Here is a 23910-nt window from a genome sequence, read left to right on the forward strand (position 1 = left end):
GGCTGCCCTGTCCAACGAGCCTGATACGTCAAGGACTCCTACGCGACGCATTCATGCAGTTCAGAGCCAACCCGGTCAGATCGACAGTCGGTAAACTCGACGAGCGACCCGGTCAGCTCGATGTAGCCGAACTTGACGGTGACGTCGTGCTTCGCGGTGGTCGTGGACTCAGCCATGGTGGTCTCGCTCTTCTCGTGATGTGGATTGTGGACGCCGACGGGCGCGATCAACTGATGCCTCCGCTTCACGTGCTCCGTGGGGACGAGCGTTAAGGCAGGGGGCGACAGGCTGGTGGCGGTTCGCGGTCACGGCTGGTCCCCCTGGCCTACGGCGCGCAGCGGTCGGCCAGGTCGGTGTCCTGCCCCTCCAGCAGCGCCAGGGCCCGCTCGATGCGCTGCTCGGCCGTCAGGCGCCGGTCAGCGGAGCAGCGGGGCCCGCGTCGTCGTCCTGGTCTTGGTCGTCGACGCCGTCCTGGGAGGCCAGTTCGGCGGTCGCCTCGAAGTCGATGTCGCCAGCGCCGTGGTAGATGATCAGGGCACCGTGCTCGTCGGTCCCGCTGTAGGAGGGGAGGTCCTGGTCGTCGTTCTCGTCGCCGGTGCCATAGGTGCGGCGGGTGCAGTCGGGGGCCGTGCAGTGCCAGACCTCCTCGACCTCGATCCGCTGCGTCACGGTCGAGCAGTCCGGGCACGGCGGCGGAGTGACGGACGTCACGGGCGGCTCCCGTCGTCGGCGGGCAGCTCGGTGAACAGGGCGGCGCCACCGCTTCCACCCGCGAGGCCGGTGCCCCGGCAGTGCCCGCAGTAGCCGGTGCCGTCGGAGTGGGCGGCGCGGAAGGTGTCCAGCTCGCCCCGTACCAAGTCGGTCACCCAGTCGAGCTGGCCGGGCTCGATCGGGACCGGGTGCTGCTCTCCGGTCGCCGGGTCGGTGACCGTGACGATCACGGGCGCGGTGCCCTCCGGGTCGGTCGGGTATCCATATCCGTCAGCCAGCTCGGCGAGCGCCTGGGCGAAGTCGGCGGCGGCCGTGGTGGTCTCGGTGCTCATACGTCGGCTCCCGTTCGCTGGGCGATCTCTTCGTCGAGCAGGTACGCCTCGCCCCACGGGTTCGGCTCCTCGACGGGGCGGCCGTACCTGATGTCGCGCAGCCGTTCGCGGCGGCGGTCCTGGACGTAGCCGCGGCAGAGCAGGGCGTCGTGCTGGGAGGTGGGCCAGTTCGAGGCGGTCGCGCATCCCCCGCAGTGCGGCGTGCGGGTCAGGCGGCGCCTGATGGCGAGGGCAAGCAGATTGGCGGCGCAGCCGAGCAGCGCGCCGATCGCGAGCATCATGTCGTGTCTCCGTCCGTCGTGGTGGTGTTGGCGGCGAGGAAGACGCTGGCGGCGGCAGCGGCCTCTTCGCTCGTGTCGTATGTGAGGTCCTCGGCTGCCTCCTGGACCTTGCGGTTCGCGGCGGTGACGATTCACCACCGGGATGGGTTCACAGCCTCGGTGGTGACCGGGTGGGGCCAGCGCTTGCGTACGCCCTGGTGAGTCATGCCCCAGGCGGCGCCAAGCTCGGGGTAGTTCGCGCCGTGCATTCCGGCGTTGGCCACGAAGTCATCGGCGAGGCGCTCGGTCTCGACCTGACCTGCTGCAAGGTCCACGAAGCGATCGCACCCGTGGGCGAGGGGGATGCCGATGCCCCTCCAGATCCATTTCCGGATCGACTGTGTCGATCCAGATCAGTCACCAGCCAGCGCCTGCTCGCGATACAGCTCGCCGATCCGGGCAACGGCTCCAGGTGGAGGCTCATAGACGGGCGACAACTCGCTGATCATGACGTCGAGTTCCCGAGCACCCGGCAGTGGCGCGGGCCGGGGCATGGCCTTACCCTCGGCAGTGTCGAGGTACTGAGAGATCGCGCGCTCGATGCACTGGTTACGGGTCAGCACTCTGTTAATGCCGCTGACCTCGTCGAGGTCCAGGTCGAGGGTCACCGCCCGGTTGAGTGCCCGGCGCATGCGGTGCTCGATGGTGCGGTGCGCGTTCAGATCGATGGTGGTGTCCTTGTAGCCGAGCAGCACCGCGTCGAAGACACCGTCGATGCTGTCCGGGAGCTGCCAGGCGGGGAGATGCCCGAAGGTGCCGTCGGTCTCGCGGTCGTCGGCGTCCAGCAGATGGTTCCAGTCATCGTGGCGGCGCTTCCACTCGTCCTTCCGGATCTCATCCGGTCGGTCGGCCTGGTTCTGGTAGTGGTAGTCGATGAAGAGGGGCCGTCCGTTGGCTTCGAGAGCCATGAGCGCGTCGGTGTACGCGCGGTTCCCGGCGAAGGGGTACGCCAGCCGGCGCGTGCCGTACTCGTCATCGACCTGACCGAAGACGATGCTGAAGCGCAGCGGATCGTGGAACGTCATGCGGTCATCAAGTCCGGCCTGCTCGTCGAGCCACAGCTTCCGGGCCCGGTAAACGAGGTAGTTGTGCAGGGGGCCGCCCATGCCGCGTTCGCGTATCTCGGCGTCGTCGACGACGCGGGCGACGTTCCTGGCGATGATGGGTACAGCCAGCTCGCGGAAGACCTCGCGCATGCGCTTGGAGATCACGCGGGTGAGTTCGAAGAGGCCGGGCGCGTGCGCGGTCAGCCGCAGCCCGTCGTACAGCTTGGTGCTCATCGGATTTTCCGTCCTCGGGACGCTCATATAGCTGTCAAGCAGCTGGAGCGAGGTTGCTTTGAGTGATGTGCGTGGCCGGTGTGCTGGTAAGAGCGCGGTGGACCTCGCGGGCGACGATTCGCTTGAGGCAGCGCATGATGTCCTTCTTGGACAGCCCTTCCTTGGTGCGGCGTTCGACACAGGCGCGGGTGCGTTCGTCGAAGCGCATCCGGACCAGCACGATGGCGTGCAGCGCGTTGTTCGCGGCCCGGTCGCCGTCGCGGTTGAGGCGGTGACGGTGGGTGCGGCCGGACGAGGACTGGATCGGAGCAGCACGGGCGAGGTGCCGAACACCCTCTCGGACCACATGCGTTCGGGATTGTCCCCGGCTGAGGCCAGCAGCTGGCCGGCGGTCTTGGGGCCGATTCCGAACAGCTCCGGCAGCGCGGGGTCCGCCTGCTTGACCGGCGGGCCGATCTCGGCGTCCAGGGCCTGGTGGCGGCGGGCGGTCCACAGCGCCACCGCCTCGACCACGCCGTCCCGGCTCTTCGGTGTGCTGGTGGCCAGCCGGACAGCACGGCCGTCGCGGCGGTGTTGAGGTCGATCGGGTCAGACTTACCGTTCAAACGCTGCGTCATGCGGTCCGGTCCGGACGGCCCATGTCCCCGACGGTGACACCGGCGGCAGCCGCCACCCGGGCGAGCCCGGCACCGTAGGCGCCGAAGTCCCCCGTCCACATCGGCCGGGGAGTGACGGAAGCAGGCGGATGATCTCGATCAGGTGCGGATCGCGCCCATCGGGTCCGGCGCTTGCACCCGCAGGCGCACGGGCTGGCCTGGCACCGGCGGAATCGGTTCGACGGTCAGGATGTCTCTGCACTGCGTGCGGGCCTGCGCGTTCAGGTCCTTGTGGATCAGCGCGCGCAGCTCGATCGGGTTCATCGCCGGACCTCCTTGACCCTCGGGGCGCCGTTGAACTTCGCGACCCACGCTCCGGGCGGTCCGGTCAGGCGGGCCGTTGCGGAGCCGTCCGGGTTCGGCGCCCAGCCGGCCATCGCCGTGCGGCGCGCGTCCTCCTCGTCCAGCGCACGGACGGTGGTGGTGATCGGAGCCGTGATCGTGACCGTGAACGTCTTGAGCGGCGGCGCCGTCCTTCGCCACTTACGGTACTGAGCGACGGCGTGCTGGTAGCGCACCAGCTCCCGCACGTACTGCTCGATGCGTACGAACCCGCGGGCCTCGTCGTGGTCGGTGGTGTCGATATTGCTGAACCGCACCCACTCTCCGGTACCGACCCGCCGGGACCCGAACGCTCGTACAGGGTGTCCAGCGGGGCGCCTGCGTCCTTCGCCTTCGCGCACCGATCCTTGATGTACTCGGCGTGGGACCCGATCTCTACGCCCCAGGCGACCATGTGCAGGTAGCCGTGATGCTCGGCGGTATCGGTGACGTGGTTGATGGCGCCGCCGTAGGGCGGGTTGAACTTCGGCTCCTGCACGGTCAGCTCTCCTTGATCGCAGTGTCAGGGGTGGTGGTCGGAATGTAGAGACGGCGTCCGTCGACCCGGCACCTCGAGGAAAATCCCGTCAGATGCGCGACGCGGTTCGGGTACAGCGGCTCGCCGTCTTCGTTTTGGACGCAGGCCCAGTCGTTGATCTCGTCCGCGGCGGTTTCGGCCTTCGCGTAGTCGTCGAAGGTCACACCCATGTGCTGCTTGGCCTTGGCCTCCAGCTTCGGGGTGACACGGGCGGCGACGACAAAGTTCGGGAGCGTCTCGTGTTCGACGAGGGTGTATCGGGTCATGATCACTCCTTGGTGGTGTCGGCCGGGACCTGAGTGGGGACCAGGTTCGGGGGGGCTGTGCGGGTAGAAGCACTCCTCCATCTGTCCGGTCTCGTCGGTGTGCAGGAGGGGCAGCAGGGCGTGGAGCTCGGGCCCGTGGAAGTACTTGCTGTACCCCTCCTTGGCGTCGGGGTACTTCTTGCAGAACTCGACTCGCCTCCTCCAGCCAGACCTCGGTTACGTGATCTCCACCCGTCCGGTGTGGAGATCACGTCGTTCTCGACGAGGTCACCGGCACGGAGGTGAGCGGCGGTCCAGAGCTGTCGGGTTGTGGTCAGTTCTCCGGTCGGTAGGCGTGGGCGGCGGAGTAGCGGGTGAGCCAGCCCTCGACAATCGAGCGCAGGTGCGTGTGCTCGGGCTGGTAGTAGTCCTTGAAGTCGCCGATCTTGCCGGCGAGCAGGCGGGAGACGTGGTGGTCGCCGGCCGCGACGGGAACGTTGTTCCAGTCGATCGCGGCGAGCTGCGCGAAGGCGGCGGTTCGGTCGTCGATCTGCTGTACGGCGGCATAGTCTTTGCCGTCGGCGACTTCCAGGCGGACGACGAGGTCCCGCGGGTTGCCGTCCCCGTGCGCGGCCCACCACTGGGAGTTGTCGGCTGTGTAGCGGTACGCGGCCCACTTCGTCTCGCTCTGGTTGCAGTCGACCATGTAGCCGAGCCCGCTGGTGGTCTCCTCTGGCTTGAGCTGTGTCAGAACCTTGGATTCAAAAGGCTCAATTTTTGGATCCTATTGGCTGTCTGCCAGGAGCGTGGTTCTGTCCGCGACGACGCCGATGGCGGGGCCACGCTCGCGGACGACCCTCAGCAGGTCGCGCAAGGTGGTGTTGTCGGCGTGCTCGTCGTCCAGGCCGTCGTGCATGTAGAACCCGTACGGTCCGGCCTGGACACGGTCGGGGTCGCTCTCGCGGCGTTCGATCTCCTCGGAGAGCAGCCGCAGCCTCCTGACAAAGTAGGCCGCTTGGTCCTCCCTGATCTGGTCGTTCACGCGGTCCAGGGCGGCGAGCAGGTCCACAGGCTGGTCGGGGCGGGTTGTCACCCAGCTGCGCATCAGACGCATTCGCGAGCGTAGCCAGGGCCACGGCTGTTGTTTGGGCAACAGGCTGAGCGCGGCTTCGCGCTCTTGGGCGGGCAGTGTCTGGGGGGCAGGGAAGTCGTAGAAGACACCGTCGAGGAGGCTGTCTCGTCCCCAGTTCACCCGACGACTGTGCTCGCGGAATGTACGGAACTCCAGCTCAGTGGCCGCGCGCCAGAGCTCCCGCTCAGGAACCGTCCCCTCAGTGGCGTGACGTTGAGGAATCCACCGGTAGGCGACCACGACGTCATCGCGGCTGTAGTCCGGTTCCTGACCGTTGTGGGCGCGCATGGGACCAATCCTCTCAGGGCTCGGTGGTCGCGTAGGGCGGCTTCCTTGCTTTCGATGACAGCTGCGTCGCCTCGCCCCATGTCACGAGGTTCTGACACAGCTAATCCCGACGTTGTACTTGTAGCGGCCGGGCCGCTCGGAAGCGCACTTGCGCCAGTTCACGCCGTCGAGCTCGGTGCCTGGGTCTTGCTGGTCACGGATGTCCTCTCGTCGCTACGTGCTGGCCGGACGGCCGCCGCCACGCCCCTGAAAGAGCGGACGGAAGCAGTCCGGACGTTCAGGTGGCGTCCTTGTCGACGGGCACGCGGGCGTCGTTGAAGCAGTAGGTGACGGCCGGCTCGCCGGGGTGGTAGTTGATCGACTCGATCCTCCACTTGGCCGGGTCTTCCTCGTTGTCTTCGATGAAGGCCCAGTTCGCGGTGGCCATGGCCTCGTTGTCGTTGACGAGATAGGAGTACTCACCGCGGCACGGGTTGTAGTCGTTGATGTACGTGAACATGAACGACCCGCCGTCGGGGTACCGGTCGATGTCGAAGTTCGGGCCCTCGGTGACCACGATGTCGAGGCCGTCGCCCATGTGCTCCATGAACATCGGCCGGTCCATGATTTCGTGGTGCTCGGTGGTGCCGTAGATGTAGTGCCGCTGGATCAGGTAGAGCGCCCGCGGAAGCGTCGCGGCGTGGGAGATGTACTTCCCGTCCAGGGTGATGCGGCAGTCCGCGCCGTCGTAGGTGCCCTTCGGCATCTCGATGACGGTGTAGGTACCCGCATCCATACCGCCGACCCGCACCTCGTGCTTGGTCGCCTCCACGGGCTTGCCGACGCGGACCCACTCGGTGACGGGGCCCACGGGTCGGTAGGTCGTGCCGCGGCGGTTGTAGCGGTACTCGGTCATGAAGTCGTCGCCGGAGTGGTGGTGCATGTTCTCGTACTCGGTCTTGGACACCGGGTCGAGACCGAGCAGTTCCAGGCACTTGTTCTGCGCGGCACGGATTTCGGCGACGGGCATCAGGGGGTCGTTCACTTGGAGGTCTCCTCGGTGTTGTTAGCGGCGGTGATCACGGGGCACGGCTCGTCGTCGCAGTTCTTTCAGGACTCGCACTTCTCCCACTCGCTCGTGCAGTCGTGGCGCGTGCGCGCGAAGGTGGAGGCGAACTCGGCGCGGACCGCGGCGGGAAGGCTGGGGTCGTTCGCCTGCTGCCACATAGAGCACGCCCAGGCGTGGTCCTCACCGGACCGGCCGCCGTCGATGGTGTGCTTGTGGATGTCGTGCAGCAGCGGGTATGCGATCTTGACGCCGTCGATGAACAGCTCCGTGTCGGGGTTGCCGTCGGAGTCGACGTACGTGATGACGTCGGTCCGCGGCAGCCCGGTCCCGATCTTCGGCAGCAGATCCTTCTGACCGGTGTCGACTGGGCCGAGGCGGCGGATCGCGTCGGTGTAGTCGGTCGGGTCGACGGGCTCGTTGCCACACTGGCCGCATTCGGTCTCGACACCCTGCTCCAGGCAGAGGTTTCCGATGCTCACCGCGCCGTCTTCCATCACGTCGAGGTAGGCGAACAGGGAAATCTCTACCGTGCCCTCGCAGCCGGGCGTTGTGCATTTCATCTTGTTCGTGGGTTTCTCCTAGGGAATGAAAAGGGCCGACAGCTCCGCACAGGAGCCATCGGCCAGTGAATCGCTACGCCAAAAGGGCAAGGTAAACGATGCGCTCTGGTATCTCTCTGTCGGCCTACTTGAGGCCCTTCTCCTTGAGGACCAGCTCGGCCAGCTCCATCGCCACACCGGGGTCGTCCCACGAGCCGGACTGCCCCGCCTCCCCGGACTGGGTGGAGATCAGCAGCGCCAGGTCCGTGGCGTCGGGCTTGCAGTTGATCTCGCGGAATGCGGCTACCGGCGCGGTCTTCTCGCAGTCGGCGCACTTGAACGTGAACGTGTCGGGCGAGAACGTCTTGAAGTCCGGGTTGTCGCCGACACTCTCGCCGGTGTTCGACAGGCGGTGCCCGTATTCCGCCAGGCACTTCTGCCGGATCGGCCTCGTGAACTCGCCCGAGCTGTCGCGAAGGATCAGGTTGTCGCCGTCGGTGCGAATGTAGGTGAGGGTGTAGTTCAGGCTAGGGATGGTGAACTCCTGACCCGGCTCCACAGTCTGGCCTGACTCACCGATGTGAATGGTCATGCGGAACTCCTTCTAGGGATAACAAAAGCGGCCCACCAGAATTGGTGAGCCGCCGAGTCGTTGTGGTGTCCTTGGTTCTACCGCTCGTCTTCGTGGTAGAGCCCGTTGTCGATCAGGTACGTCTTGTCGGCAGCGAGCTGCCGGATCTTCTCGATATAGCTGGAGCTGGTCCTGGCCCGTGCTGCAGCTGCGTCCGTGATGATCCTCATTGCGGACTGCCACTCTTCTGCGCTGCCTTCTGCCTGGTGCGCCTGCTGCAGTCGTCCGATCAGACGGTAGGACCGCACGAGATCCTGGGCCAAGTCGCTCGGTGCGGGAAGCGGTATGTGGTGGAGGCTGCTCCACGGCGTGGTGAGCAGCGCGGTCGAGCTGACAACGGCGATCTTCATTGGTCAGGGGTTCCTCTTGAAGATGAAGAGAACCCGGCAACAGCGGCGGCTAGTTCGTCGCCGCTCTACTCCCGGGCGTCGATATCGTCGAGGCCTCTCTCCTCCGCGCTCTGGTGGGCGTCTTGCCAGACCTTCTCGTCGTACAGCTCATTCATCGTGGCCCGTTCAGTTGAAGCGGGTGAGGGATGCGTACGACTTCTCGGCCTCGACCCGAACGTTGTGGGCGAGCTGCCTGTCGAACTGGGCGTCCGTCAGCTTCTTCGTATCGTCGGCTGCGGCCACGCCGACGTTCTCGCGGACTTCCTCAGGCTTTGTGAACCGCTGCTCGTCGGCGTCAGCGTCCCAGCGGGAGCACCGTACGGCGTCCTCCCACATCCGGATGCGGACCCACACCTTCTCGATGTCCCGCGCGGTGATCTTCTCAATGCCGACGATCCGCAGCATCTTTGCCAGGTGCTCTTGTCGCTCACCGGTGCCCCCCTCCTGCTCGATGATCGCGGCCAGCGTCAGCTCGACCCTCTGCTTCTTGACGTGCGTCTCGTCGTAGGAGCAAAAGGAGCACCGGTCTGTTCCTTAAAGTTCAGCCCTTCTACGGATACGGCCGTGCGCAGTCCCGACCCGCACCCGGAGGGTGAGCTGTTTCCGGCCGCCTGACGGCTAGCTTTCAGGCATGGAAGAGAACGATGAGCAGCTCCTCGACTTCGACAAGACAGAGATCGACTGGCGCCCTGAAAGGGCAGCCGAGGCGCTTACTGGCCCGTATGCGGATATCTATCGCAACCACCTGGCAGTCGCCCAGTGGGCCGACGGTTATGCCGAGCGGTACCAGGCGAGCAACGTGGCCGCCGCGTCCCCCGAGCACAGGGACGGGTTCGTGGAGGGAGTTCTGTGGATGGCCGCCTTCCTGCGGCAGGGTGACCTGCTCCCTGACGGTCAGCTGCTGCAACAGGACCAGCCGGGACTCCCGGACCGGGACAGCACGCCCGATTCGTAGAGTGACGGGATGGACTCCCAGACCCAGGCCCCGGACCCCTACGCGATCCTGCACGGCTGGCTCGCCGGTTCGTACGTCCGGCCCGACGGCCAGCAGGCCATCGGGCGCGTCTGGGACGAGGACACCAAGTACCGTTACGGCCTCTACCTCGCCGGGATCGACGCCCCGCCCGGCTGGAAGCAGGACTGGTTCACCTACATCGGCGATTTCGTCTGGCACTTCGAGCCCCTGCACATCCAGGACTGGGCCGCAGGCTTCACCGCCTTCGACGGTGCCCCGCTCGCCGCTACCTCCCGCGGCCGCGCCGTCTCCGCCGTCCGCAGCTTCTACGCCCACTGCGAGGATGACCTCGGCGCCGCCCGCTGGAACCTGCCGCCCCGGCGTGTGCTCGCCGGGCCCACCCCACCGGCCGCGCGCGAGACCCTCACCCGGTTCCAGACCGACGCGCTGCGCACCGCCGCCGACCGCTACCGCGGCCCCCACCCCGAACGCGCCCGCCTCGCCACCTACATGACCCTCGCGGGCCTGCGCCCAGGCCAGTCCATCGCGGCCGTCATGCAGTACGTCCAGCACGACAACCAGGCCGGTCCCACCTGGAGACTGCCGGTCAAGAACAACAGCGCCTCCGCCGTCGGCCCGCTCACCTCCATCCCCCGCCCGCTGGTGTGGGCACTGGACGAGTACCTGCCGGTGCGCACCCACAAGGCCCCGCACTCCACCGAGACCGAGGGCCCGCTACTGGTCTCCCGCACCGGCCGCGGGCTCGATCACGTCACCTTCACCCGGCTGCTGCGCGAGGTCGCCGCCACCCACCCCGACCTCAAAGAGATTGCACCCGCGCTGCACCCGGACGTCGTCGCCCACTCGCCGAGCCCGTTCGCCGACGAGAGCGCCGTGGCCGGCAGAGACGGGCGATGACGGCGTACCGGGCGATCCTCCAGTTCGTGGAGGACGGCCCGGCCGTCACCGGCTACTGGGACAACCCCGTCGTCGGCCGCACTACGTACAAGGGGTGGGTCGGGCTCTACACCCACGACCCCGCCGTCGTCGTCCAGTTCGTTGCCGTCGAGGAAACGACGGAGCCCAGCGGATCATCCGCAAGTGGGTCGTCGACCGGAAGGTCGTCATCGAACCCGGCGACCCGCTTCCCGCAACGCGCTCGATCCGAGTAGCGTCATAGGCAGCAACCAGGAGGAGGTCACCGTGACGGCGCAGCCCGAGCACCCCTGCGCCAGCCAGTCCAGTCCTCCCATGCGCACGCTCGCCGAGCTGCGTGAGGCCCTGTTGCTGTAACACGCGGAACGTACACGGAAATACGAGTGGGCGACGGCACGGCGATTCGTCGCGGTGAATCCGGTGCGTCTGCGCTCGGTCCGTACGCGGGACGGCTCGATGGTGGAGGTCCCTGAGCTGGCCCCGGCGGACGTGCGGACGTCGGATGTGAAGACGATGCCGCTGCCAGCGGGCAACCGTTGATAGTCGGTGCTGCAACACGCCCATAGAAGCGGCGATTCAGTCCTCTGTGCGGGCGACGCTAACGATCAGCGCCATGTCGTCGGCGTCTCGCCATTCGCCGATCACTCGCCACCCAGTATCGCTCAGAAGCCGCTCAGCCTCGCGCTTGCCGCCCTCGGGGTCTCCGCCCTTGGCGGCGATCGTTGTGCGCTCGCTGAACACAGCAGGCGTGTCATAGTCGGGCGACCATGCCCGCTCGTCCCCCGGGTGCTCGCCGGTCAGCTTGTCCTGCCATACCGAAACATCCATGTGTGGCTGAGAGAGGTGACCGGTGCCGTAGGTCATCCAGGCACTGAAGTGTGGGCGGCTCGACCATTCGGCCTCACGCTCGTTCTCCAGGTCCCAACGCTTGAACAGCTCGCCGAGCTGAGCGTAGATATGGCGGGCCTGCGCCTCGCTCAGGGTGAGTGTGCCGCCCCGGAGCCTGCTGTCTTCGGTGGGGGCAATCGGTGCGTAGTACTCAATGCCTGCGCGGTACCGGGTGATGTCGCCGATGATCAGCTCATGGCGACCGTGCAACGACTGCTCCACCGGCAGCAGATGGTTGAGGTCGGCCTTGTAGTGGGGCGGAAGCTTGCGGACATCGACGATGTCGCGTTCGGACATAGGGTTCCCCTTTCCGGGCGGCGTGAAGTCGGCCAAGAGCCGCTCGTAGAAGCTGCTGTCGGTGAAGTCCTTGAGCACGGCCCACATGCCTGCCTCCGGGCTCTCCGTCTCGCCGATCACCTTGTTGTCGATCCGGACGTCGAACTGCCTGTCCTCGTGGTGCTGGAGGTAGCCGATGCCGCTGCCCACGCCCCAGGTGTTGCAGTCGACCAGGAAGTCCCCCGCTGCCCCGCATGGGCATGAGGGAAACGAGGACGCCGGGGTGAGGCATGAGAGAGGGCCGCACCCGGTAGGACTCTTCCGTGTCGGGCTGCTCGTCCATGCGGGAGGCGGTCTTGCCGGCTGGCCGGCTACCGAAGGACTGCGCCGGCGGGGCGAACCAGTAGAGGGCGCCGGCCGCGTCGTCGCTGTCCTTGGATCCGGGCATGGCGACGTGGCCCCGGGTACCCCAGTCGGCAACCCATCCGGCCCCGGCAGTCTCGTAGACGATGCCGAGGTAGCGCCAGGTCTCGCGGGCGGCACCGGGGACGCCTTCGTGCACCGCGAAACGGGTGCCGTCCTGGTTGAGGGCCTCGTAGTGGAAGTGCGGTTCGGACAGGGCCGTCTCCTATTCGTAGATGCGGGTCTGGAAAGTGATGTCGGCAATGGCACCGAAGGTGTCGCACACGGCGTCGGTCACCTCGTCCAGCGGGTCACCGGGGCGTGTCAGGCCGGTCAGGCGCAGCACGGCTCTGATCTGCCCCTCGGCGGCGTGGAGAATGACGTCCTGACGGCCGGGGGTCCAGGTGATGAAGTACGTGTTCTCGTACTTGTTCTCCAGGCCGTGGATGTGGAAGACGACCTGCTTGTAGGTGGTCTCGTACTGGGTGTTGATCCGGTCGGGCCGGAGGCGGCCCCGGTTCTCCAGCTTCTCGGCACAGATGTAGGTGCCGTCCTGGGAGTGCCGCAGCCCGTACTCACGGTCGCGGAAGGTGAACGTGGCGGCCAGGCAGGGATGGTTCGCGATCAGACGCCAGTCCTCGATGCCCATGCCGAGATCGTGGGTCGTGTACCTCCGCCAGAGGCCGGCCAGCTCGTCGAGCGCGAGTGTTCGGTACGCGGCGCGGTTGGGCAGCACGTCGCTGTTCACCGACTCGGGCCGGGCACAGCAGCCATGCAGCTTCTTCTGCCGCCCCTGCCGGAAGTACTCCATCGTTCCCAGCAGAAGGCAGTCGTGGCAGGCCGCCTCGTGGAACGGGTGGTCGACCAGTCGATGTCCCCCGGCGATGTCCTTGAACTCGGGCGTCGGGATGTAGATGCGCAGCGGCACGATGCGGGCCTTCAAGGCAGGCCGTCGGACGTAGGACTCTCCGCACAGCTTGCACACCGGGTCCATGAAAGGCTCTCGCTTGCCGCTCTCCGCGTCGCGGATCGAGCCCAGCAGCATGTGCCTGGCGTCGCCCTCACACGGGTTCTCCGAGGGGGCGATGAGGCGGAGATCGGTGGAGCAGCGCACGGTCAGTCGCCCTTTCGGTTGGGGTGCGGGTTGCGTCGAGCGGTGTGCCACAGCGAGTCGTTGTCGTTGCAGGAGCCGTCGAAGCTGAGCGAGAAGTGGTCACCGGCCACCGAGAATTTGACCGGGCCGGCGGCCTGGATTGCGGTCTCGTACGCCTCCTTGAGACGGGAGCGGTCGTCTCTCAGGACGAACTCGCGGAAGGCGTCATTCACCACGTATGAGCGGCGCATGTAGGCCAGCAGCTCATACTTGGCGTCCACGGCCGGGAGCATGCAGGTGTGGCCGCGCACGTCTCCGCCCAGACCTGGATGCACCCACCCGGCTGACATGTCGTGGGCACCGGTCAGCGGTACCTGCCTGGCCCAGTGCCGGTCGATCGCCGCCTGTGCCTGCTGATTGAACATCCCATCCCAGCAGTCCCCGGCGTCCTCTGCCTGCCGGATATAGTCCTGGAGCGCCAAATGGGCCCGGTACGCCTCGTGCATCGCCGGGTCGGTGAACTGGGTTGCGCCGCGCCACTCGCCGCCCTCGGTGAATCCGTCGCGCATGCTCTTCCCGAGGAACATCCGGCCCGCAATCCACATGCCGTCACGCTCGCCGAGGAATACGCCGTCGTATTCCTCGCGCCACTTCGCGCGCTTGGAGTGGACGATTGTCCAGCCTTGTACGGTCTTTCCGGTCATGTGATTCTCTTTGTCACTGGCTTCAGCTCGTGCAGCGGAAGTCGTTTGGGGTTGCAGGGATTTCCGCTGGGTGCATAGTCGACTCGTCGACAGATCCCGTAGCCGGTCAGATAACCCTCGTCGGCGTGCTCTCGGTCGGTATCTTCCAGGCTCAGCACCAGGTACGTACGACCCCGGAAACGAACGTGCTGAAGCTCCAGCGTGCGGAATTCGGAGGCCCACAGGTCCGTGGCGTCTCTTCGCAGGTGAGGGTCGATGATCTGCGCGGGATGGCTGTAGCTACCGACGGATTCGGGCGGGGCGACCCGGTTGAACAACGTTTCCACCACCACGGGCAAGGATGTGGCTCTGGACTTGCGAATGAGCTGTACCTCCAGCAGCAGCACCTTGCCCGCGCGGATTTCTGCTGCGTCCTGGTCTTCCAGGTCTTCGATTTTCATGCGGGGGTCGAGGTACTTCCCCGTGGGCTTGCCCTGCCGGACGATTCGCACGGACAGGGCGGTCCGGTGTTCAGGCAGTGGCTGACGCACGCTGTTCCTCCTTCCACTTCTTGTACAGCTCGGCGGCGGGGCCGGGGACGAGCCAGGGGAAGGCGTCGGCCCACTCCCGGTAGGACTCGCCCTCGGACTTCTCGTAGAAGGAGTTGCTGGCCGCACCGGTGATCAGCTCCGGGCTGGCGCGCAGGGCCAGAATGCTGTCCTTGCTGTTCCGCTGGTACCACAAGACCTCGTGGCCGAGCAGGGCCAGCTCGCAGGGCTCGAAGCAGTCGTCGCACAGACGCACCCGCTGGCCGGACTTCTTGTGGACCGCCATGACCTGGGCGCTCTTGTAGCTGTAGCGCGCGCAGCGCAGGCACCGGTAGTGGTAGTCGTTCCACTCGCCTGCGCCCGCGTGGACCGCGGTGGGGTCGGTGACGATCTCGAAGTCGTCGACCGCCGGGGTCAACTTCGCCAGCGGCAGCACCTGCGTACTGGCGTGCTCGGGGGCCAGGAAGGCGGCGTACGGATTGGTGGGCGGGCGCCGGTAGTTGTTGCGGTCCCGCTTCCGGAACTGCTCGATGGTCGCGTAGTGTTGCTCAGTGAAACCCTGCGCGGTTTCGAGGTCGAAGCGGACCAAATCGCCGATGGAAAACACTTTCCCTCCCAGGTACTAGCGGTGAATGGGTTGGTGCCCGGCGCGGGAATCGAACCCGCCGAATGCCGTCCGGAATTCGCTGCTCGTCGTTCGGGCAGGTTTCAGTCGTCGACCAGGACGCCCCAGACATTGTCGATGACGGTTGAATTCTCGTCATCGACGTCTCTGACGACCTCTTGGTACGCCTCGTTTACAGCCCGGCTGTGCGAGTCCACCAGGTATGAATGCGCCCACCCGTTGGGGTCGTCACCGATCTTCTCGGCAACCAGAGCGTCGATTTCGGCTTGCGGGTGGCTGTCGGGGAATTGGTCCGACGACTCGATGATGAGATTGCCGCCGGAATCAAAGCGGCCCATCTGCAGAATCAAGATGGTTCCTCCGAGTCTTTCGCTTTACCGACGTGTTGCACGTACAGAACCGTCTCGTCCTCGACCTTGCGCGATACCGCATCGAATGCTCCGGCGGGTTCGAATGCCTTCGGCCTGCCGCGCTTGATGTTGCTGGCCATCATGGTTGCCGACGGGAATGCGCCCATCCTGGCCCATTCGCGGGGCCGCTTGCGTAGCGCTTCTGCTACAGCCTCGTATGCGGGATTGGTTTTCCGCGGAGCCGGGGGGTCTTCGAATACCAGGTCGCCCATTTTTGGTTCCCTTACTTGTTGATCGTGCGGAACTTGAGCTGTCCCTTGACCGGGACCTGGTGGGAGTGCTTGATGTCGGCTGGAACGTTCGTGCCGCACGTCTCACAGACGAACGTGTGCTTCTCGTACGGCTGCTCGCAGTAGAAGCACGGGTCCTCGTCGTATTCGGGCGCCGGCATCAGCCCGAGGCTCGCGTCGCCGGAGAGGTGCACGGTGGCGTAGTCATGCGGGAACATCGCGGCGGCCTGGCGGACGTTGTCCTCCGTGATGAACTTCGGGTGCGACAGGCCCCACTCGCGCAACTTCCTGGCGATCTCTCGGGCCAGGGCCTGCGGCAGCTCGTAGTCGTCACGGGCCCAGCGGGTCAGACCGGCCTCGGTCGGCGACTTCTCCCCGAGCTTCATCCACTTCCCGCACCGGTCGCACTTCTCGTCCTCGATCTCGCCGCGCTCTGCGTCCGGCAGCTCGGTCAGCTCCGTGCGGGTCTGCTGGCTGGTGATCGTCTTCGGGAAGTCGCTGGAGTCGTAGGAACGCTCGTCGCTGTAGTCGACTCCGACCCGCTCGGCGGCCCGTCGGATGGCCTCGTCCTGCTTACTGCTGCGGGCGACCTTGATGCCGTTCGCTCGCATCCGTCCGATCGTGCAGGAGGGGCAGAGGTTGTCGTGTGCATACGTGTAGCCGACGACTGCCATGTTCAGCCCTCCTGCTTCTCGTTGCTGAACTTGATCCACGAGCCCTGGAAGGCGCCGAACTCCGCGCCGTCCTTGAGGCGCATCGATCCGCGCGTCCCGGCGACGAGCCAGCCCACGTGCCGGATGCCGTGCTCTTCGGTCGCCTCGATCAGGCGGTGGTAGCCGATCAGGTCGCCGAGTTTGATCAACTGGGCTTCCTTCAGCAGCAGGGCCTCATCGACCGGCGGGAAGACGTCCCGTTCCAGGTGCTCCCAGATGAGCCTGGTCAGGTCGCCCATGTGCTCGTACGAGGGCTGCGGCGTCCGGAACCCGCACGTGCACATACCGGCGTAGCCCTCGTACGAAGGCAGCCGCTCGAAGCTGTGGTAATCCGGCTCCGCCCCCTGAGTGATCATCTGCTTCTTGGTTTCGCGGGCGAACTGCGCGCCGGGAAGGTCGTCGTCCAGACCCAGCTCAGGAATTTTCACCATGTATTTACGCCCCCTCGAATTCCGTGATGCCGTCCTTGCCGCAGCAGGCGGGGCACTCGCACTCGCGCACCTTGTGCAGCTCTGAGACCTTGAACGCGCCCGCGCTGGTCCAGGGGGTGTCGTCCGTCTCCCACGTGTACTTGACGAGCACCATGTCGCCGCAGGACACCCGGACGACGTACGCCTCGTAGCACCACGGAGAGCGCACCGCCTTCAGGCTGGACCGGCCGTCGGGCACCTTGTAGTGCGGCCGGACCCGGACGAGCGTCCCGTTCTCGGCCAGCGTTTCTGGTGTGTCCGCGGCGTGCGTGACCGGACTCCCGATCTGTCGCACCTCACTGCTGAATGCCGACCGCCTGACGTACGTCTCCACACTGGTCTGTGTCTCCGACAATCTCATCTCTCCTCGGTAATAGGCGTGGGTGCCGTCGATGTGCACCACTAATGCCTGCTGAAGAATTCACCATCTGAACTCGCGGACCTTCACGCGGTATTGGGGCTTACCGTTGCGCATGCGTGCCTTCATGTGGCGCACGCAATATGTCGCGACTTGATCGGTTTCCGTGCCGTCGCAGCGTGGCTTGAGTTGCACGTACCGGGTCGCGGTATCGACCCATGTGGTCGGCTGGTCACCGGCCGGGAGTACGTACTGCTGGAGCATGAAAAACCACAGCGGCCCCGCCGGCTCACGCCTGAGTGAGGGGCGGCTCACGGGTGACCACGCACACCTGGTCGTAGCAGAGCGGGTCTCGGCTGCCGTCCTCGAAAAGGAGCGCGAACCCTGTCACCGGCGAGTTCGGCACAACAGATTTGAGCCGCTTGAAAGCGGAGTTGTACATGTGCGCGGGCTGGAGTACGCCTCGCCGCGCGTCGGCGCCGTTCGGGTCACGTCGCCAATAGGCACGGCAGACCAGCTTGCCGATCAGCTCACCGCTGCGCACGTATGCGCTGTACGTGCTGAGGTACTCGTACGACCAACCCTCACGTGCAGCCTTCGCCTCGATCTCCGCGTACTGCTTATGCACCCGGTCGTAGTGCCGGGAGTCGCTGCACTTACGGCAGACCTTTTCACCGGTCTCGTGGTCGGTGAAAACCCCGGGCTCCTGGAAGGTGAACAGTTCGCCGGACGTGTGTCCGCAGTCCAGCCGCTCTCTGGCCCCATCAGGAGTCAATTCCATAGACACAGTTCCTCCTCAGAGCTTGAGCAAGTCACGAAGTGCCTTCGGACCCTGGCCTTCGTCGGTCGTCGGCCCGACCTTGCGCCGGATCTTGATGGCATCCATCGCATTGCTGCCGCGCCGTTGCCAGACCGAACTGTCGGGGAGGCTCACCTTCACGTGCCGCATCCGGTACCGGCCGCCGCTCGGCGCGTACCGCACTCGCTCCTCGGTCACGTAGCTGGTGACCTGGCCCGGCACTCCGCCGCTCCAGGTTGTGATCCGATTGCGTCGTAAATTGGTCATGCGGCGGGGATCCTTCCTATTCGATGATGGACGGCAGCCCCAGGCGTGGGAGTTGAGGGCGGTCAGATCAATGGAGTGCTGGTCTTCAGAGACCGTGCTTCTCGTGGTCGTAGGGCTCGTTCGGCCGCTGGACCGCGATGCGCACGATGGGTGTGGACCCGTCGGTCTCCGGGCGCTGCGCGGCCGGTGCCGGCGTCCGGGTCTGGGTGCTGATCTCACGGGCGATCCAGAGGATGCAGGCGACGATGGCCAGCACGATGAAGAGGAGCGCCAGGCTCTGTAGTGGCGTCAGGGGGTACATGGGGAAGGTTCTTTCGGAGAGTGGAGCGTGGGAGCCGCCGACTCGCAGAGCTCGGCGAGGGTATGGCCGCAGGAGAGGTAGGTGACCTCGTACAGCGGGCCCTGGCCCCAGCTCGGGTCCCAGTCCTCGGGCGGCAGGGCGGGTTCGACGGTGCATTTGACGATGTCGCGGGGCAGGCCCGGCTCGCTGGTCTCGTCGTAGGAGCAGAAGAAGCACCACTCCAGCTCGGGCAGCTGCGCGGCGACGCCGAGCAGTTCAGGCGCGGCGACCGTACGGGTCATCTCGGCCGACGCAGCGTCGGCCAGGAGGAGGTCAGCGATCGGTGCGGCGATGACGGTCATGGGGTCCTCGGCTCGGTCGTAGTGGGATTTGCGCAGGGCTGAACAGCGCGCAGCGCGAAAAGAACGGTGTCGCAGATGACGATGGGTTTCAGGCGCAAGCCAGCTCTGTGGCCCGCGACCAACTGCCCATCCGGAAGCGGATGGTGGTGGCCGGCGGAACATCACTCTTCAGGTCCGCCGGATCCATGCGCCAGGCCTCGTAGGCCGCCAGCGCCGCGGATCCTGTTTCCAGCAGACACCGACGGATCGCGGCGATGAGCTGCTCCTGGGTCCACTTCGTCGTCGCATCCTGCAGCTGTTCGGGCTGTGCGACCGCGTCGAGGCCCGCGAGCTCTATCGCACGGTTCCAGCTGCCGAAGCGGCGCTCGTAGAGCGGAGCCGACGGGTCGGCCTCCCTACGGCGCTGCTCGAACGTGCGACGTCCGAGGGTGCTCTCCCCCTGCGCCAGGCGGATGAGCACGCATAGGAGCTGCCGGTCGGTGTAGACGACCGGACCGGGCTTCATGGGCGCGGGGACGTGCGCAGCATGCACAGTCATGGCCGGTGCTCTCCTTCTGGAAGCGGGCGCGCGTCAGAGCGTGTGCACCTGCACGAGCTGCTGGTCGCGGGTGATGGACGCGAACACCGCGTTGAAGGCCCGAGGGAACTGGCCGCAGCAGGTCGAGCCGTCCATCTCGACGGCGAGGTACGGCCGTTCCTTGAGCCAGGCGGCGGCTTGCTTGTCGACGTAGACCGGGCTCTCACCCTCGAAGACGATCGGGTGCCAGGTCTTCTGGTCATCGCTCACGTGCAGCGTGAGCGTCAGCAGATCGACGTCGGTGGTGGCCCGAGCAGAAGCAAGAGCAGTCATGTCGAGCAGTCCTTCGTAGGAGGAGATGAGAAGCCCACGAACAGCCGCCCGGCAGGGGGTCACCCGCAGCCGAAACGCGCACGACGTGTCACAGAGCCCTCCGGATCAACTCCGTTGATCCCCAAGCACCAAGCAGACCCGCAGGCACCCTGCGCGCCCGATCCCCGCTCGGCGCGCCCTCTGCACCCCCCATCTCGTGGCATTCTGACTCATCACAGACTGTCATTCAATAGGCATTGCGATAAGATACCCTCGAAGACCAGTCGATCCAATCGGACTGGACGGCGATAGGAGAGGCGAAGCGAGAAGCGATGAAGACCTGGAGAACGAGGAAGGCTGCGCCCTCGGCCGCAGCACTCGCTGTGGCCGCGGGCGTCCTGCTCGCCGGATGCTCCAGTGGCGACGGCAGCACAACCCAGGCGCCGTCTGCGCCGAGTCCGACCGTGAGCACCGTCAAGGTCACCGATATGACCCTCGGCGAGGCGCTGGACAAGCTCGCCCTCCAGGGCACTGAGAGTTCCAACAAGGACGGCGAGGCCTGCCTAACGAGAGCAGTGCGGAAGGCGGGAATGCCGGAGGGAGCACTGGCCCACATCGTCAAGGCCGACAGCGACGACATGGGTGCAGTTATCGATGGACTGAACAAGGTGAGCGAGGACGACGCTGCACTCCTGGCCTCGCGGTCACTGCGCGAGGACTTCGACGCGTGCATCGACAGGGCTGTACTTCCGAACGGCAGCAGCCCCAAGGCTCAGAGCCACGTGCCGCCGAAGGCAGCCGCGAAGCCTGTAGCTGGCAAGCCGAACTTGAAGCCGGCTTACCCGGTCCGCGCGGATCAGCCGGTCAACTCGTCCATCGAGCTCACCAAGGGCCTGGTCTCGATGTTCTCCTCCTACGCCCGGGACGAGGGTCAGAAGAAGACCTACGCGGCGGCCGGCCAGTGCCTGTCGACCTTGGCGTACAACACGGGCTTCAGCCAGGAGGCACTGCACTTCTTCGCAGGCGGCGCACGCCTTGGCGCTGGGTCAATCGTCGAGCATCTGCCCAGCGACAAGGACAAGGCGATCTGGCGGTCGCCGAAGTTCACCCAGGGGCTCGTCGACTGCACGACGAACGCGACGCCGACTCCCATGCCCGGCTCCTGAGCGGAAGTCCATCAGACAGACGAAGGGCCCGGTGCGGAAGATGTGTCGCACCGGGCCTTTTCTCTTCTCGCCGCCACGCGAAGGTGGGCGTGGTCTCCGCAGCAGGTGCCCCCGCCCGAGAGGAAAGGAATCGAACAGGGCCACCTGCTGCGGCGATGCGCCGCCAGGGGGGACTGACTGGGCGCGGCTGCGACTCTACTGGTATTCGATCGGAAGCACAAAGAGTGCAGATGACTTATCTAGTAGTATTGACAAGATGACCTCATAGATTAGTCAAATAGGGCAAGGAGAAGCCGCGCATGACCGTCACGCAGAAGTTGGGGAAGACGACGCAGCCCGTGCGCGGCACGAAGAAGAAGAAGCCGGGCGCAACGCAGAGCAGCAGTAGTGGCCGCCAGGGCATGTTCGTCCGGCTGAATTCGGACGACAAGCAGCGCGCGCAGTACTGGGCTGACAAGCGCGGGTTCCCCTCGGTGAACGAGTACGTGGCCGAGGCGGTGGTCGAGAAGATCCGGCGCGAGAACCTCGACTACGACCTGCCGACCCTGGAGATCGCGCGACTCAACGAGCTTGTCGACCAGGTCACGGCGCTGGCGAAGAACTCGGCGAACCTCGAACGCGTCGTCACCACGGGCTTCGACTCGCTGATCGGGCTCACCCGCGGCGACAACTACCTGCTCGACGAGGAGGACGGTGAGCTCGTATGAGCCGGGACTTCACAGAGATGCTGGAAGCGGCTACGCCCACCGACGAGGTGATGGAAGTGGACACCTCCTTCCTCGACGCCTACCGGCGCGGCGGGAGCGAGGAGCTGAGGCGCGTCCAGGCCCAGGCGGCACAGCCTGAGCCTGAGGTGCAGCTCGATGAGGCTGTCGACGTCGACTCTCAACCCGAGGTTGAAGGCCCGCAGGCTGATCCCGACGTGGACGCCGAAGCGGATCGCCCGAACCTGAAGCCGGACCGCGAGCCCGACGCCGGCGACTCCGAGCGGGCCGGCGGATCCAGTCAGCGCGGTGGTGCCGACGGTGGACAGAACGCCGCAGACGGGGTGCTCCCGGGCGGTGCGCCGGCGGGCCCTGCGGCTGATGCTGTTCCGGCTCCTGGGGCACAGCCGGACGTCGAGGACGCCGCTACAGCCAAAGCCGCTGCTCATGACGTCGTCGCCTCACCGGATGAACCCGAGCACGTAACGCCCTGCTCGCTCCAGCTCACCGACCATCAGGACGCCGTGCAGAGTGCGGCCTCGAAGGGGGGCACGGGTAGCACCACCGACGCAGCCGCCACGCTCCCCCAGTCGGGCTTCCGGCTCGCCGGCGTGCAGAGCCAGCCGCACATCAAGGCGCTGCCCGAGAGCATCATGAACGCACTGCGGGATCAGCTGCGAGCAGTCACAGTCCGTGAACTGGGCGTGAGCGACAGCGCTGCCCGGGAGTTCAGCCAGCGGCTGAGCCAGGGCACGCTGGTGACGGCGTTCCTGCTGGCGCAGCTCGACCTGCACCTTGATGCCGATCCTGCCACCGAGCGCGCCGTCGAGCTGTTCCGCTCCCGCGACCCGCTGCTGGGCAGCGTGGTGGCCCGCCTGGCGAACATGGAGGCCGCTGAACGCGAGCGGGAGGGGTTACTGCGCAAGCTGCGCGACGAGTTGGGCGAGGTGCGCCAGACCAGCGCGGTGGTCGAGCAGGCGCTGGCGTACTCCATCGCCGACCGTACGGAGAACTTCTTGCGGGGCTCGCACAACCTCCACGACGCGCCGATCACGCACAAGGAGGCGATCTACCTCCGGGACAAGGCCCGGGATGCGACCAGGAAGCAGTTGAAGCTTGAACGCGAGCGGGAAGGACGGCCGATTCGATGACCATGACAAGCAAGGAGAAGCGCTTCCCCGCCCGGCAGCGCCGCAAGACGTGCGGCAGAGGTCTGGGCCCCCGCGGCCCGGCGGGCGTCCGCGTACCTCGCGATGGGCGACCTGGACGCCACCGTCGAGACCGGCGAGCACGTCGTCGACCTGTTGGGCGGCGTCAGCTCCGCCAGAGGCGGCAGCGCCCTCGCCGAGCTGCGCGCCGCCCTCGTGAAACACCGCTCCGCCCCGGTAGTGAGCGGCTTCCTCGACGACACCGCCTGACGGGGGAGCCCGTCAACGACGGGCTTGCACGGCTCCTGCGGTGTACTCCTCCGTACGCTACGGTGGAAGTACGGAGCCCCTTGGTGGGATGCCGGGATACGGCCGGAACCAGGCAACTGGATCCTCCGCTCTGAGAGCGGCAGTGGCCCCCGGGTCCCTCCAAGGGGTTCCGTCGTTTCAGGCGACCTGCCACTTGGGCCACCAGCAACGGCCGGTCACGAAGGTGCTGTCTCCCAGCACCTTGACCCCGTATCCGAGCAGCCGCTCCCGCTTGCGGTAGAGCTGGTGCTTGCACAGGAGCAGGTTCTCGGCGCACTGGTCGTCGGCGAAAGGCCCGGAGAGTGCCGCATTCAGGAGACCGGCGTGGAGGTCTGCCAACTGGATGCCGTCCCAGTCCGTGCCCAGCCAGGTGGGCGGCCACTTGATGTACGCCCACGGAACGCCGTAGGTCTCAACGCGCCCTTGTCGCACGAAAGTCAGGTACTGCTCCGTGTCGACGTGATCCAACCCCTTGACGGTGCCGAGACGCACGACGGCGGTACGCGGCCCCTCTGGCCACCCCTTGGCGGCGTAAGCGACCCGTTCGAGGAGGAGGCGCGTGGTGTAGTTGTAAAAACGGACCCCGTCCCGCATCCCGTCGTACTGCCGCGCCGACACCTTCGGGACGATGACGTGGACGACCTTGGCGGAAGGCATCTGGGCAAGGGTCTGAGCCGCTCGGGAGCGCCGCTCGGGGTGTTTGGCCTTGAAGTGGTCGACCCAGTGGAGCGGCTTGGTCAGGTGCGGGTTGTTCTGGTGGATCAGGGCACGCAGTCCACCTGCCGCAACCCGGACAGTCCAATCGTCCTCCTCGGGGACGATGAGGGCCGTCATCGCGAAGAAGGGTGACGACTGTGGGCTCAGGCCGCGGTCGCCGGTCTCGTCCACGTACACGTTGAGCCGTGGACGCTGGGCTATCCCCTGTATGGCGTCCAGGAGTGACGTCATGGGCACCGCCGACGACGGCTGGGGCTAGTGTTGCTGAACACCATGGGAGTGCCTATCTCCTCTGGTTCCAGCCCTCGTCGG

Annotated in this window: 41 protein-coding genes; 7 read left to right on the top strand and 34 right to left on the bottom strand. The window is 66.2% G+C overall.

Annotated elements, in window-relative coordinates:
* Positions 1-38: 38 nt before the first annotated feature.
* From ACFWY6_RS17210 to ACFWY6_RS17290, 17 genes are all read right to left on the bottom strand, one after another.
* A complete protein-coding gene (locus ACFWY6_RS17210) occupies positions 39-230 on the bottom strand; it encodes a hypothetical protein (protein WP_384690630.1) in 192 nt (63 codons plus the stop codon).
* Positions 231-405: 175 nt separating this feature from the next.
* Positions 406-711: a hypothetical protein gene (locus ACFWY6_RS17215; RefSeq protein ID WP_384690633.1), complete on the bottom strand. Its 306-nt coding sequence runs from the start codon at positions 709-711 to the stop codon at positions 406-408.
* Positions 708-1043 carry a hypothetical protein gene (locus tag ACFWY6_RS17220; RefSeq protein ID WP_384690636.1) on the bottom strand — a complete coding sequence of 112 codons (336 nt, stop codon included), beginning with the start codon at positions 1041-1043 and terminating at the stop codon, positions 708-710. Before ACFWY6_RS17220 ends, ACFWY6_RS17215 begins: the two co-directional genes overlap by 4 nt.
* Positions 1040-1324, bottom strand: coding sequence for a hypothetical protein (locus ACFWY6_RS17225; RefSeq protein ID WP_384690639.1), 285 nt, complete (start codon positions 1322-1324; stop codon positions 1040-1042). Before ACFWY6_RS17225 ends, ACFWY6_RS17220 begins: the two co-directional genes overlap by 4 nt.
* Positions 1325-1455: 131 nt before the next feature.
* On the bottom strand, positions 1456-1638 hold the full coding sequence (locus tag ACFWY6_RS17230; RefSeq protein ID WP_384690642.1) for a hypothetical protein: 183 nt from the start codon (positions 1636-1638) through the stop codon (positions 1456-1458).
* A 78-nt stretch (positions 1639-1716) separates the two neighbouring features.
* Positions 1717-2643 (bottom strand): hypothetical protein, encoded by a 927-nt coding sequence (locus tag ACFWY6_RS17235; protein ID WP_384690645.1) that lies wholly within the window; start codon positions 2641-2643, stop codon positions 1717-1719.
* A gap of 34 nt (positions 2644-2677) precedes the next feature.
* Positions 2678-2989, bottom strand: a complete 312-nt coding sequence (locus ACFWY6_RS17240; RefSeq protein WP_384690647.1) for a transposase — start codon at positions 2987-2989, stop codon at positions 2678-2680.
* Positions 2990-3398: 409 nt separating this feature from the next.
* Positions 3399-3563 carry a hypothetical protein gene (locus ACFWY6_RS17245; protein ID WP_384690650.1) on the bottom strand — a complete coding sequence of 55 codons (165 nt, stop codon included), beginning with the start codon at positions 3561-3563 and terminating at the stop codon, positions 3399-3401.
* A complete protein-coding gene (locus ACFWY6_RS17250) occupies positions 3560-3898 on the bottom strand; it encodes a hypothetical protein (protein WP_384690653.1) in 339 nt (112 codons plus the stop codon). Before ACFWY6_RS17250 ends, ACFWY6_RS17245 begins: the two co-directional genes overlap by 4 nt.
* Before the next feature lie 223 nt (positions 3899-4121).
* Entirely contained in the window at positions 4122-4424 is a 303-nt protein-coding gene (locus ACFWY6_RS17255; RefSeq protein WP_384690656.1) for a hypothetical protein, read from the bottom strand.
* A 313-nt stretch (positions 4425-4737) separates the two neighbouring features.
* Complete coding sequence (locus ACFWY6_RS17260; RefSeq protein ID WP_384690659.1) at positions 4738-5109, bottom strand: hypothetical protein; 372 nt, start codon at positions 5107-5109, stop codon at positions 4738-4740.
* Between the two features lie 78 nt (positions 5110-5187).
* Positions 5188-5823, bottom strand: a complete 636-nt coding sequence (locus ACFWY6_RS17265) for a hypothetical protein (protein ID WP_384690662.1) — start codon at positions 5821-5823, stop codon at positions 5188-5190.
* Positions 5824-6100: 277 nt separating this feature from the next.
* On the bottom strand, positions 6101-6847 hold the full coding sequence (locus ACFWY6_RS17270) for a hypothetical protein (RefSeq protein ID WP_384690665.1): 747 nt from the start codon (positions 6845-6847) through the stop codon (positions 6101-6103).
* Between the two features lie 65 nt (positions 6848-6912).
* Positions 6913-7431 carry a hypothetical protein gene (locus tag ACFWY6_RS17275; RefSeq protein ID WP_384690668.1) on the bottom strand — a complete coding sequence of 173 codons (519 nt, stop codon included), beginning with the start codon at positions 7429-7431 and terminating at the stop codon, positions 6913-6915.
* Between the two features lie 124 nt (positions 7432-7555).
* On the bottom strand, positions 7556-8002 hold the full coding sequence (locus ACFWY6_RS17280) for a hypothetical protein (RefSeq protein ID WP_384690671.1): 447 nt from the start codon (positions 8000-8002) through the stop codon (positions 7556-7558).
* A 77-nt stretch (positions 8003-8079) separates the two neighbouring features.
* Positions 8080-8391 (bottom strand): hypothetical protein, encoded by a 312-nt coding sequence (locus ACFWY6_RS17285; protein ID WP_384690674.1) that lies wholly within the window; start codon positions 8389-8391, stop codon positions 8080-8082.
* A 165-nt stretch (positions 8392-8556) separates the two neighbouring features.
* Entirely contained in the window at positions 8557-8835 is a 279-nt protein-coding gene (locus ACFWY6_RS17290) for a hypothetical protein (RefSeq protein ID WP_384690678.1), read from the bottom strand.
* A gap of 226 nt (positions 8836-9061) precedes the next feature.
* On the opposite strand from ACFWY6_RS17290, the gene ACFWY6_RS17295 reads away from it, so the two are divergent.
* The 3 genes from ACFWY6_RS17295 to ACFWY6_RS17305 are packed head-to-tail and all read left to right on the top strand — an operon-like array spanning position 9062 to position 10557.
* Positions 9062-9385: a hypothetical protein gene (locus ACFWY6_RS17295; RefSeq protein ID WP_384690681.1), complete on the top strand. Its 324-nt coding sequence runs from the start codon at positions 9062-9064 to the stop codon at positions 9383-9385.
* A gap of 9 nt (positions 9386-9394) precedes the next feature.
* Entirely contained in the window at positions 9395-10303 is a 909-nt protein-coding gene (locus tag ACFWY6_RS17300; RefSeq protein ID WP_384690684.1) for a hypothetical protein, read from the top strand.
* Positions 10300-10557, top strand: coding sequence for a hypothetical protein (locus ACFWY6_RS17305; protein WP_384690687.1), 258 nt, complete (start codon positions 10300-10302; stop codon positions 10555-10557). The genes ACFWY6_RS17300 and ACFWY6_RS17305 overlap by 4 nt, the downstream gene beginning before the upstream one ends.
* Positions 10558-10897: 340 nt before the next feature.
* Here the strand turns inward: ACFWY6_RS17305 and ACFWY6_RS17310 are convergent, their stop codons facing one another.
* The 16 genes from ACFWY6_RS17310 to ACFWY6_RS17385 all read right to left on the bottom strand — a co-directional run bounded on the left by ACFWY6_RS17310 (position 10898) and on the right by ACFWY6_RS17385 (position 19575).
* Positions 10898-11695: a hypothetical protein gene (locus ACFWY6_RS17310; protein WP_384690691.1), complete on the bottom strand. Its 798-nt coding sequence runs from the start codon at positions 11693-11695 to the stop codon at positions 10898-10900.
* A 418-nt stretch (positions 11696-12113) separates the two neighbouring features.
* Positions 12114-13001, bottom strand: coding sequence for a hypothetical protein (locus ACFWY6_RS17315; protein WP_384690694.1), 888 nt, complete (start codon positions 12999-13001; stop codon positions 12114-12116).
* A 2-nt stretch (positions 13002-13003) separates the two neighbouring features.
* Positions 13004-13684: a hypothetical protein gene (locus tag ACFWY6_RS17320; protein WP_384690697.1), complete on the bottom strand. Its 681-nt coding sequence runs from the start codon at positions 13682-13684 to the stop codon at positions 13004-13006.
* A complete protein-coding gene (locus ACFWY6_RS17325) occupies positions 13681-14214 on the bottom strand; it encodes a hypothetical protein (protein WP_384690700.1) in 534 nt (177 codons plus the stop codon). The genes ACFWY6_RS17320 and ACFWY6_RS17325 overlap by 4 nt, the downstream gene beginning before the upstream one ends.
* Positions 14195-14818: a hypothetical protein gene (locus ACFWY6_RS17330; RefSeq protein WP_384690703.1), complete on the bottom strand. Its 624-nt coding sequence runs from the start codon at positions 14816-14818 to the stop codon at positions 14195-14197. The genes ACFWY6_RS17325 and ACFWY6_RS17330 overlap by 20 nt, the downstream gene beginning before the upstream one ends.
* Positions 14819-14919: 101 nt before the next feature.
* On the bottom strand, positions 14920-15186 hold the full coding sequence (locus ACFWY6_RS17335) for a hypothetical protein (RefSeq protein WP_384690706.1): 267 nt from the start codon (positions 15184-15186) through the stop codon (positions 14920-14922).
* Positions 15183-15458: a hypothetical protein gene (locus ACFWY6_RS17340; protein WP_384690708.1), complete on the bottom strand. Its 276-nt coding sequence runs from the start codon at positions 15456-15458 to the stop codon at positions 15183-15185. Before ACFWY6_RS17340 ends, ACFWY6_RS17335 begins: the two co-directional genes overlap by 4 nt.
* An 11-nt stretch (positions 15459-15469) precedes the next feature.
* The gene (locus ACFWY6_RS17345; RefSeq protein WP_384690711.1) at positions 15470-16150 is read right to left on the bottom strand and encodes a hypothetical protein; all 681 of its coding nucleotides are present in this window, start codon (positions 16148-16150) and stop codon (positions 15470-15472) included.
* 2 nt (positions 16151-16152) lie between these two features.
* On the bottom strand, positions 16153-16620 hold the full coding sequence (locus tag ACFWY6_RS17350) for a hypothetical protein (RefSeq protein WP_384690714.1): 468 nt from the start codon (positions 16618-16620) through the stop codon (positions 16153-16155).
* 4 nt (positions 16621-16624) lie between these two features.
* Entirely contained in the window at positions 16625-17014 is a 390-nt protein-coding gene (locus ACFWY6_RS17355; RefSeq protein ID WP_384690717.1) for a hypothetical protein, read from the bottom strand.
* Positions 17015-17306: 292 nt separating this feature from the next.
* Positions 17307-17798 (bottom strand): hypothetical protein, encoded by a 492-nt coding sequence (locus tag ACFWY6_RS17360; protein WP_384690720.1) that lies wholly within the window; start codon positions 17796-17798, stop codon positions 17307-17309.
* A gap of 15 nt (positions 17799-17813) precedes the next feature.
* Entirely contained in the window at positions 17814-18083 is a 270-nt protein-coding gene (locus ACFWY6_RS17365) for a hypothetical protein (RefSeq protein ID WP_384690723.1), read from the bottom strand.
* Between the two features lie 85 nt (positions 18084-18168).
* A complete protein-coding gene (locus tag ACFWY6_RS17370) occupies positions 18169-18384 on the bottom strand; it encodes a hypothetical protein (protein WP_384690726.1) in 216 nt (71 codons plus the stop codon).
* Positions 18372-18725: a hypothetical protein gene (locus ACFWY6_RS17375; RefSeq protein ID WP_384690728.1), complete on the bottom strand. Its 354-nt coding sequence runs from the start codon at positions 18723-18725 to the stop codon at positions 18372-18374. Before ACFWY6_RS17375 ends, ACFWY6_RS17370 begins: the two co-directional genes overlap by 13 nt.
* 88 nt (positions 18726-18813) lie before the next feature.
* Complete coding sequence (locus ACFWY6_RS17380) at positions 18814-19263, bottom strand: homing endonuclease associated repeat-containing protein (protein WP_384690731.1); 450 nt, start codon at positions 19261-19263, stop codon at positions 18814-18816.
* A gap of 33 nt (positions 19264-19296) precedes the next feature.
* Positions 19297-19575 (bottom strand): hypothetical protein, encoded by a 279-nt coding sequence (locus tag ACFWY6_RS17385; protein ID WP_384690734.1) that lies wholly within the window; start codon positions 19573-19575, stop codon positions 19297-19299.
* Between the two features lie 443 nt (positions 19576-20018).
* Here ACFWY6_RS17385 and ACFWY6_RS17390 point away from each other — a divergent pair, with 443 nt between their 5' ends.
* The 4 genes from ACFWY6_RS17390 (at position 20019) to ACFWY6_RS17405 (ending at position 22842) form a co-directional block, all read left to right on the top strand.
* Positions 20019-20720, top strand: coding sequence for a hypothetical protein (locus ACFWY6_RS17390; RefSeq protein ID WP_384690737.1), 702 nt, complete (start codon positions 20019-20021; stop codon positions 20718-20720).
* 299 nt (positions 20721-21019) lie between these two features.
* A complete protein-coding gene (locus ACFWY6_RS17395; protein WP_384690740.1) occupies positions 21020-21427 on the top strand; it encodes a hypothetical protein in 408 nt (135 codons plus the stop codon).
* Positions 21424-22575 carry a hypothetical protein gene (locus ACFWY6_RS17400; RefSeq protein ID WP_384690743.1) on the top strand — a complete coding sequence of 384 codons (1152 nt, stop codon included), beginning with the start codon at positions 21424-21426 and terminating at the stop codon, positions 22573-22575. The genes ACFWY6_RS17395 and ACFWY6_RS17400 overlap by 4 nt, the downstream gene beginning before the upstream one ends.
* Before the next feature lie 102 nt (positions 22576-22677).
* Complete coding sequence (locus tag ACFWY6_RS17405; protein WP_384690745.1) at positions 22678-22842, top strand: hypothetical protein; 165 nt, start codon at positions 22678-22680, stop codon at positions 22840-22842.
* 177 nt (positions 22843-23019) lie between these two features.
* Here ACFWY6_RS17405 and ACFWY6_RS17410 read toward each other — a convergent pair whose 3' ends face one another.
* On the bottom strand, positions 23020-23829 hold the full coding sequence (locus ACFWY6_RS17410) for a DUF3800 domain-containing protein (RefSeq protein WP_384690748.1): 810 nt from the start codon (positions 23827-23829) through the stop codon (positions 23020-23022).
* Positions 23830-23910 lie beyond the last annotated feature (81 nt).

Origin of the sequence: Streptomyces sp. NPDC059037, assembly GCF_042740015.1 — a bacterium.
In the GTDB taxonomy this organism is placed as follows: Bacteria; Actinomycetota; Actinomycetes; order Streptomycetales; family Streptomycetaceae; genus Streptomyces.

What these genes read in the sequence shown, in the direction of transcription:
- ACFWY6_RS17380 (WP_384690731.1), bottom strand. Translation starts at nt 19,263, where the DNA reads ATGACTGTGCATGCTGCGCACGTCCCCGCGCCCATGAAGCCCGGTCCG.
- ACFWY6_RS17275 (WP_384690668.1), bottom strand. Translation starts at nt 7,431, where the DNA reads ATGAAATGCACAACGCCCGGCTGCGAGGGCACGGTAGAGATTTCCCTG.
- ACFWY6_RS17395 (WP_384690740.1), top strand. Translation starts at nt 21,020, where the DNA reads ATGACCGTCACGCAGAAGTTGGGGAAGACGACGCAGCCCGTGCGCGGC.
- ACFWY6_RS17365 (WP_384690723.1), bottom strand. Translation starts at nt 18,083, where the DNA reads ATGACCAATTTACGACGCAATCGGATCACAACCTGGAGCGGCGGAGTG.
- ACFWY6_RS17410 (WP_384690748.1), bottom strand. Translation starts at nt 23,829, where the DNA reads ATGACGTCACTCCTGGACGCCATACAGGGGATAGCCCAGCGTCCACGG.
- ACFWY6_RS17265 (WP_384690662.1), bottom strand. Translation starts at nt 5,823, where the DNA reads ATGCGCGCCCACAACGGTCAGGAACCGGACTACAGCCGCGATGACGTC.
- ACFWY6_RS17235 (WP_384690645.1), bottom strand. Translation starts at nt 2,643, where the DNA reads ATGAGCACCAAGCTGTACGACGGGCTGCGGCTGACCGCGCACGCGCCC.
- ACFWY6_RS17340 (WP_384690708.1), bottom strand. Translation starts at nt 15,458, where the DNA reads ATGGGCGACCTGGTATTCGAAGACCCCCCGGCTCCGCGGAAAACCAAT.
- ACFWY6_RS17285 (WP_384690674.1), bottom strand. Translation starts at nt 8,391, where the DNA reads ATGAAGATCGCCGTTGTCAGCTCGACCGCGCTGCTCACCACGCCGTGG.
- ACFWY6_RS17350 (WP_384690714.1), bottom strand. Translation starts at nt 16,620, where the DNA reads ATGGTGAAAATTCCTGAGCTGGGTCTGGACGACGACCTTCCCGGCGCG.
- ACFWY6_RS17260 (WP_384690659.1), bottom strand. Translation starts at nt 5,109, where the DNA reads ATGGTCGACTGCAACCAGAGCGAGACGAAGTGGGCCGCGTACCGCTAC.
- ACFWY6_RS17225 (WP_384690639.1), bottom strand. Translation starts at nt 1,324, where the DNA reads ATGATGCTCGCGATCGGCGCGCTGCTCGGCTGCGCCGCCAATCTGCTT.
- ACFWY6_RS17280 (WP_384690671.1), bottom strand. Translation starts at nt 8,002, where the DNA reads ATGACCATTCACATCGGTGAGTCAGGCCAGACTGTGGAGCCGGGTCAG.
- ACFWY6_RS17385 (WP_384690734.1), bottom strand. Translation starts at nt 19,575, where the DNA reads ATGACTGCTCTTGCTTCTGCTCGGGCCACCACCGACGTCGATCTGCTG.
- ACFWY6_RS17255 (WP_384690656.1), bottom strand. Translation starts at nt 4,424, where the DNA reads ATGACCCGATACACCCTCGTCGAACACGAGACGCTCCCGAACTTTGTC.
- ACFWY6_RS17245 (WP_384690650.1), bottom strand. Translation starts at nt 3,563, where the DNA reads ATGAACCCGATCGAGCTGCGCGCGCTGATCCACAAGGACCTGAACGCG.
- ACFWY6_RS17295 (WP_384690681.1), top strand. Translation starts at nt 9,062, where the DNA reads ATGGAAGAGAACGATGAGCAGCTCCTCGACTTCGACAAGACAGAGATC.
- ACFWY6_RS17220 (WP_384690636.1), bottom strand. Translation starts at nt 1,043, where the DNA reads ATGAGCACCGAGACCACCACGGCCGCCGCCGACTTCGCCCAGGCGCTC.
- ACFWY6_RS17375 (WP_384690728.1), bottom strand. Translation starts at nt 18,725, where the DNA reads ATGACCGTCATCGCCGCACCGATCGCTGACCTCCTCCTGGCCGACGCT.
- ACFWY6_RS17290 (WP_384690678.1), bottom strand. Translation starts at nt 8,835, where the DNA reads ATGCTGCGGATCGTCGGCATTGAGAAGATCACCGCGCGGGACATCGAG.
- ACFWY6_RS17320 (WP_384690697.1), bottom strand. Translation starts at nt 13,684, where the DNA reads ATGACCGGAAAGACCGTACAAGGCTGGACAATCGTCCACTCCAAGCGC.
- ACFWY6_RS17370 (WP_384690726.1), bottom strand. Translation starts at nt 18,384, where the DNA reads ATGTACCCCCTGACGCCACTACAGAGCCTGGCGCTCCTCTTCATCGTG.
- ACFWY6_RS17305 (WP_384690687.1), top strand. Translation starts at nt 10,300, where the DNA reads ATGACGGCGTACCGGGCGATCCTCCAGTTCGTGGAGGACGGCCCGGCC.
- ACFWY6_RS17405 (WP_384690745.1), top strand. Translation starts at nt 22,678, where the DNA reads ATGGGCGACCTGGACGCCACCGTCGAGACCGGCGAGCACGTCGTCGAC.
- ACFWY6_RS17360 (WP_384690720.1), bottom strand. Translation starts at nt 17,798, where the DNA reads ATGGAATTGACTCCTGATGGGGCCAGAGAGCGGCTGGACTGCGGACAC.
- ACFWY6_RS17345 (WP_384690711.1), bottom strand. Translation starts at nt 16,150, where the DNA reads ATGGCAGTCGTCGGCTACACGTATGCACACGACAACCTCTGCCCCTCC.
- ACFWY6_RS17300 (WP_384690684.1), top strand. Translation starts at nt 9,395, where the DNA reads ATGGACTCCCAGACCCAGGCCCCGGACCCCTACGCGATCCTGCACGGC.
- ACFWY6_RS17400 (WP_384690743.1), top strand. Translation starts at nt 21,424, where the DNA reads ATGAGCCGGGACTTCACAGAGATGCTGGAAGCGGCTACGCCCACCGAC.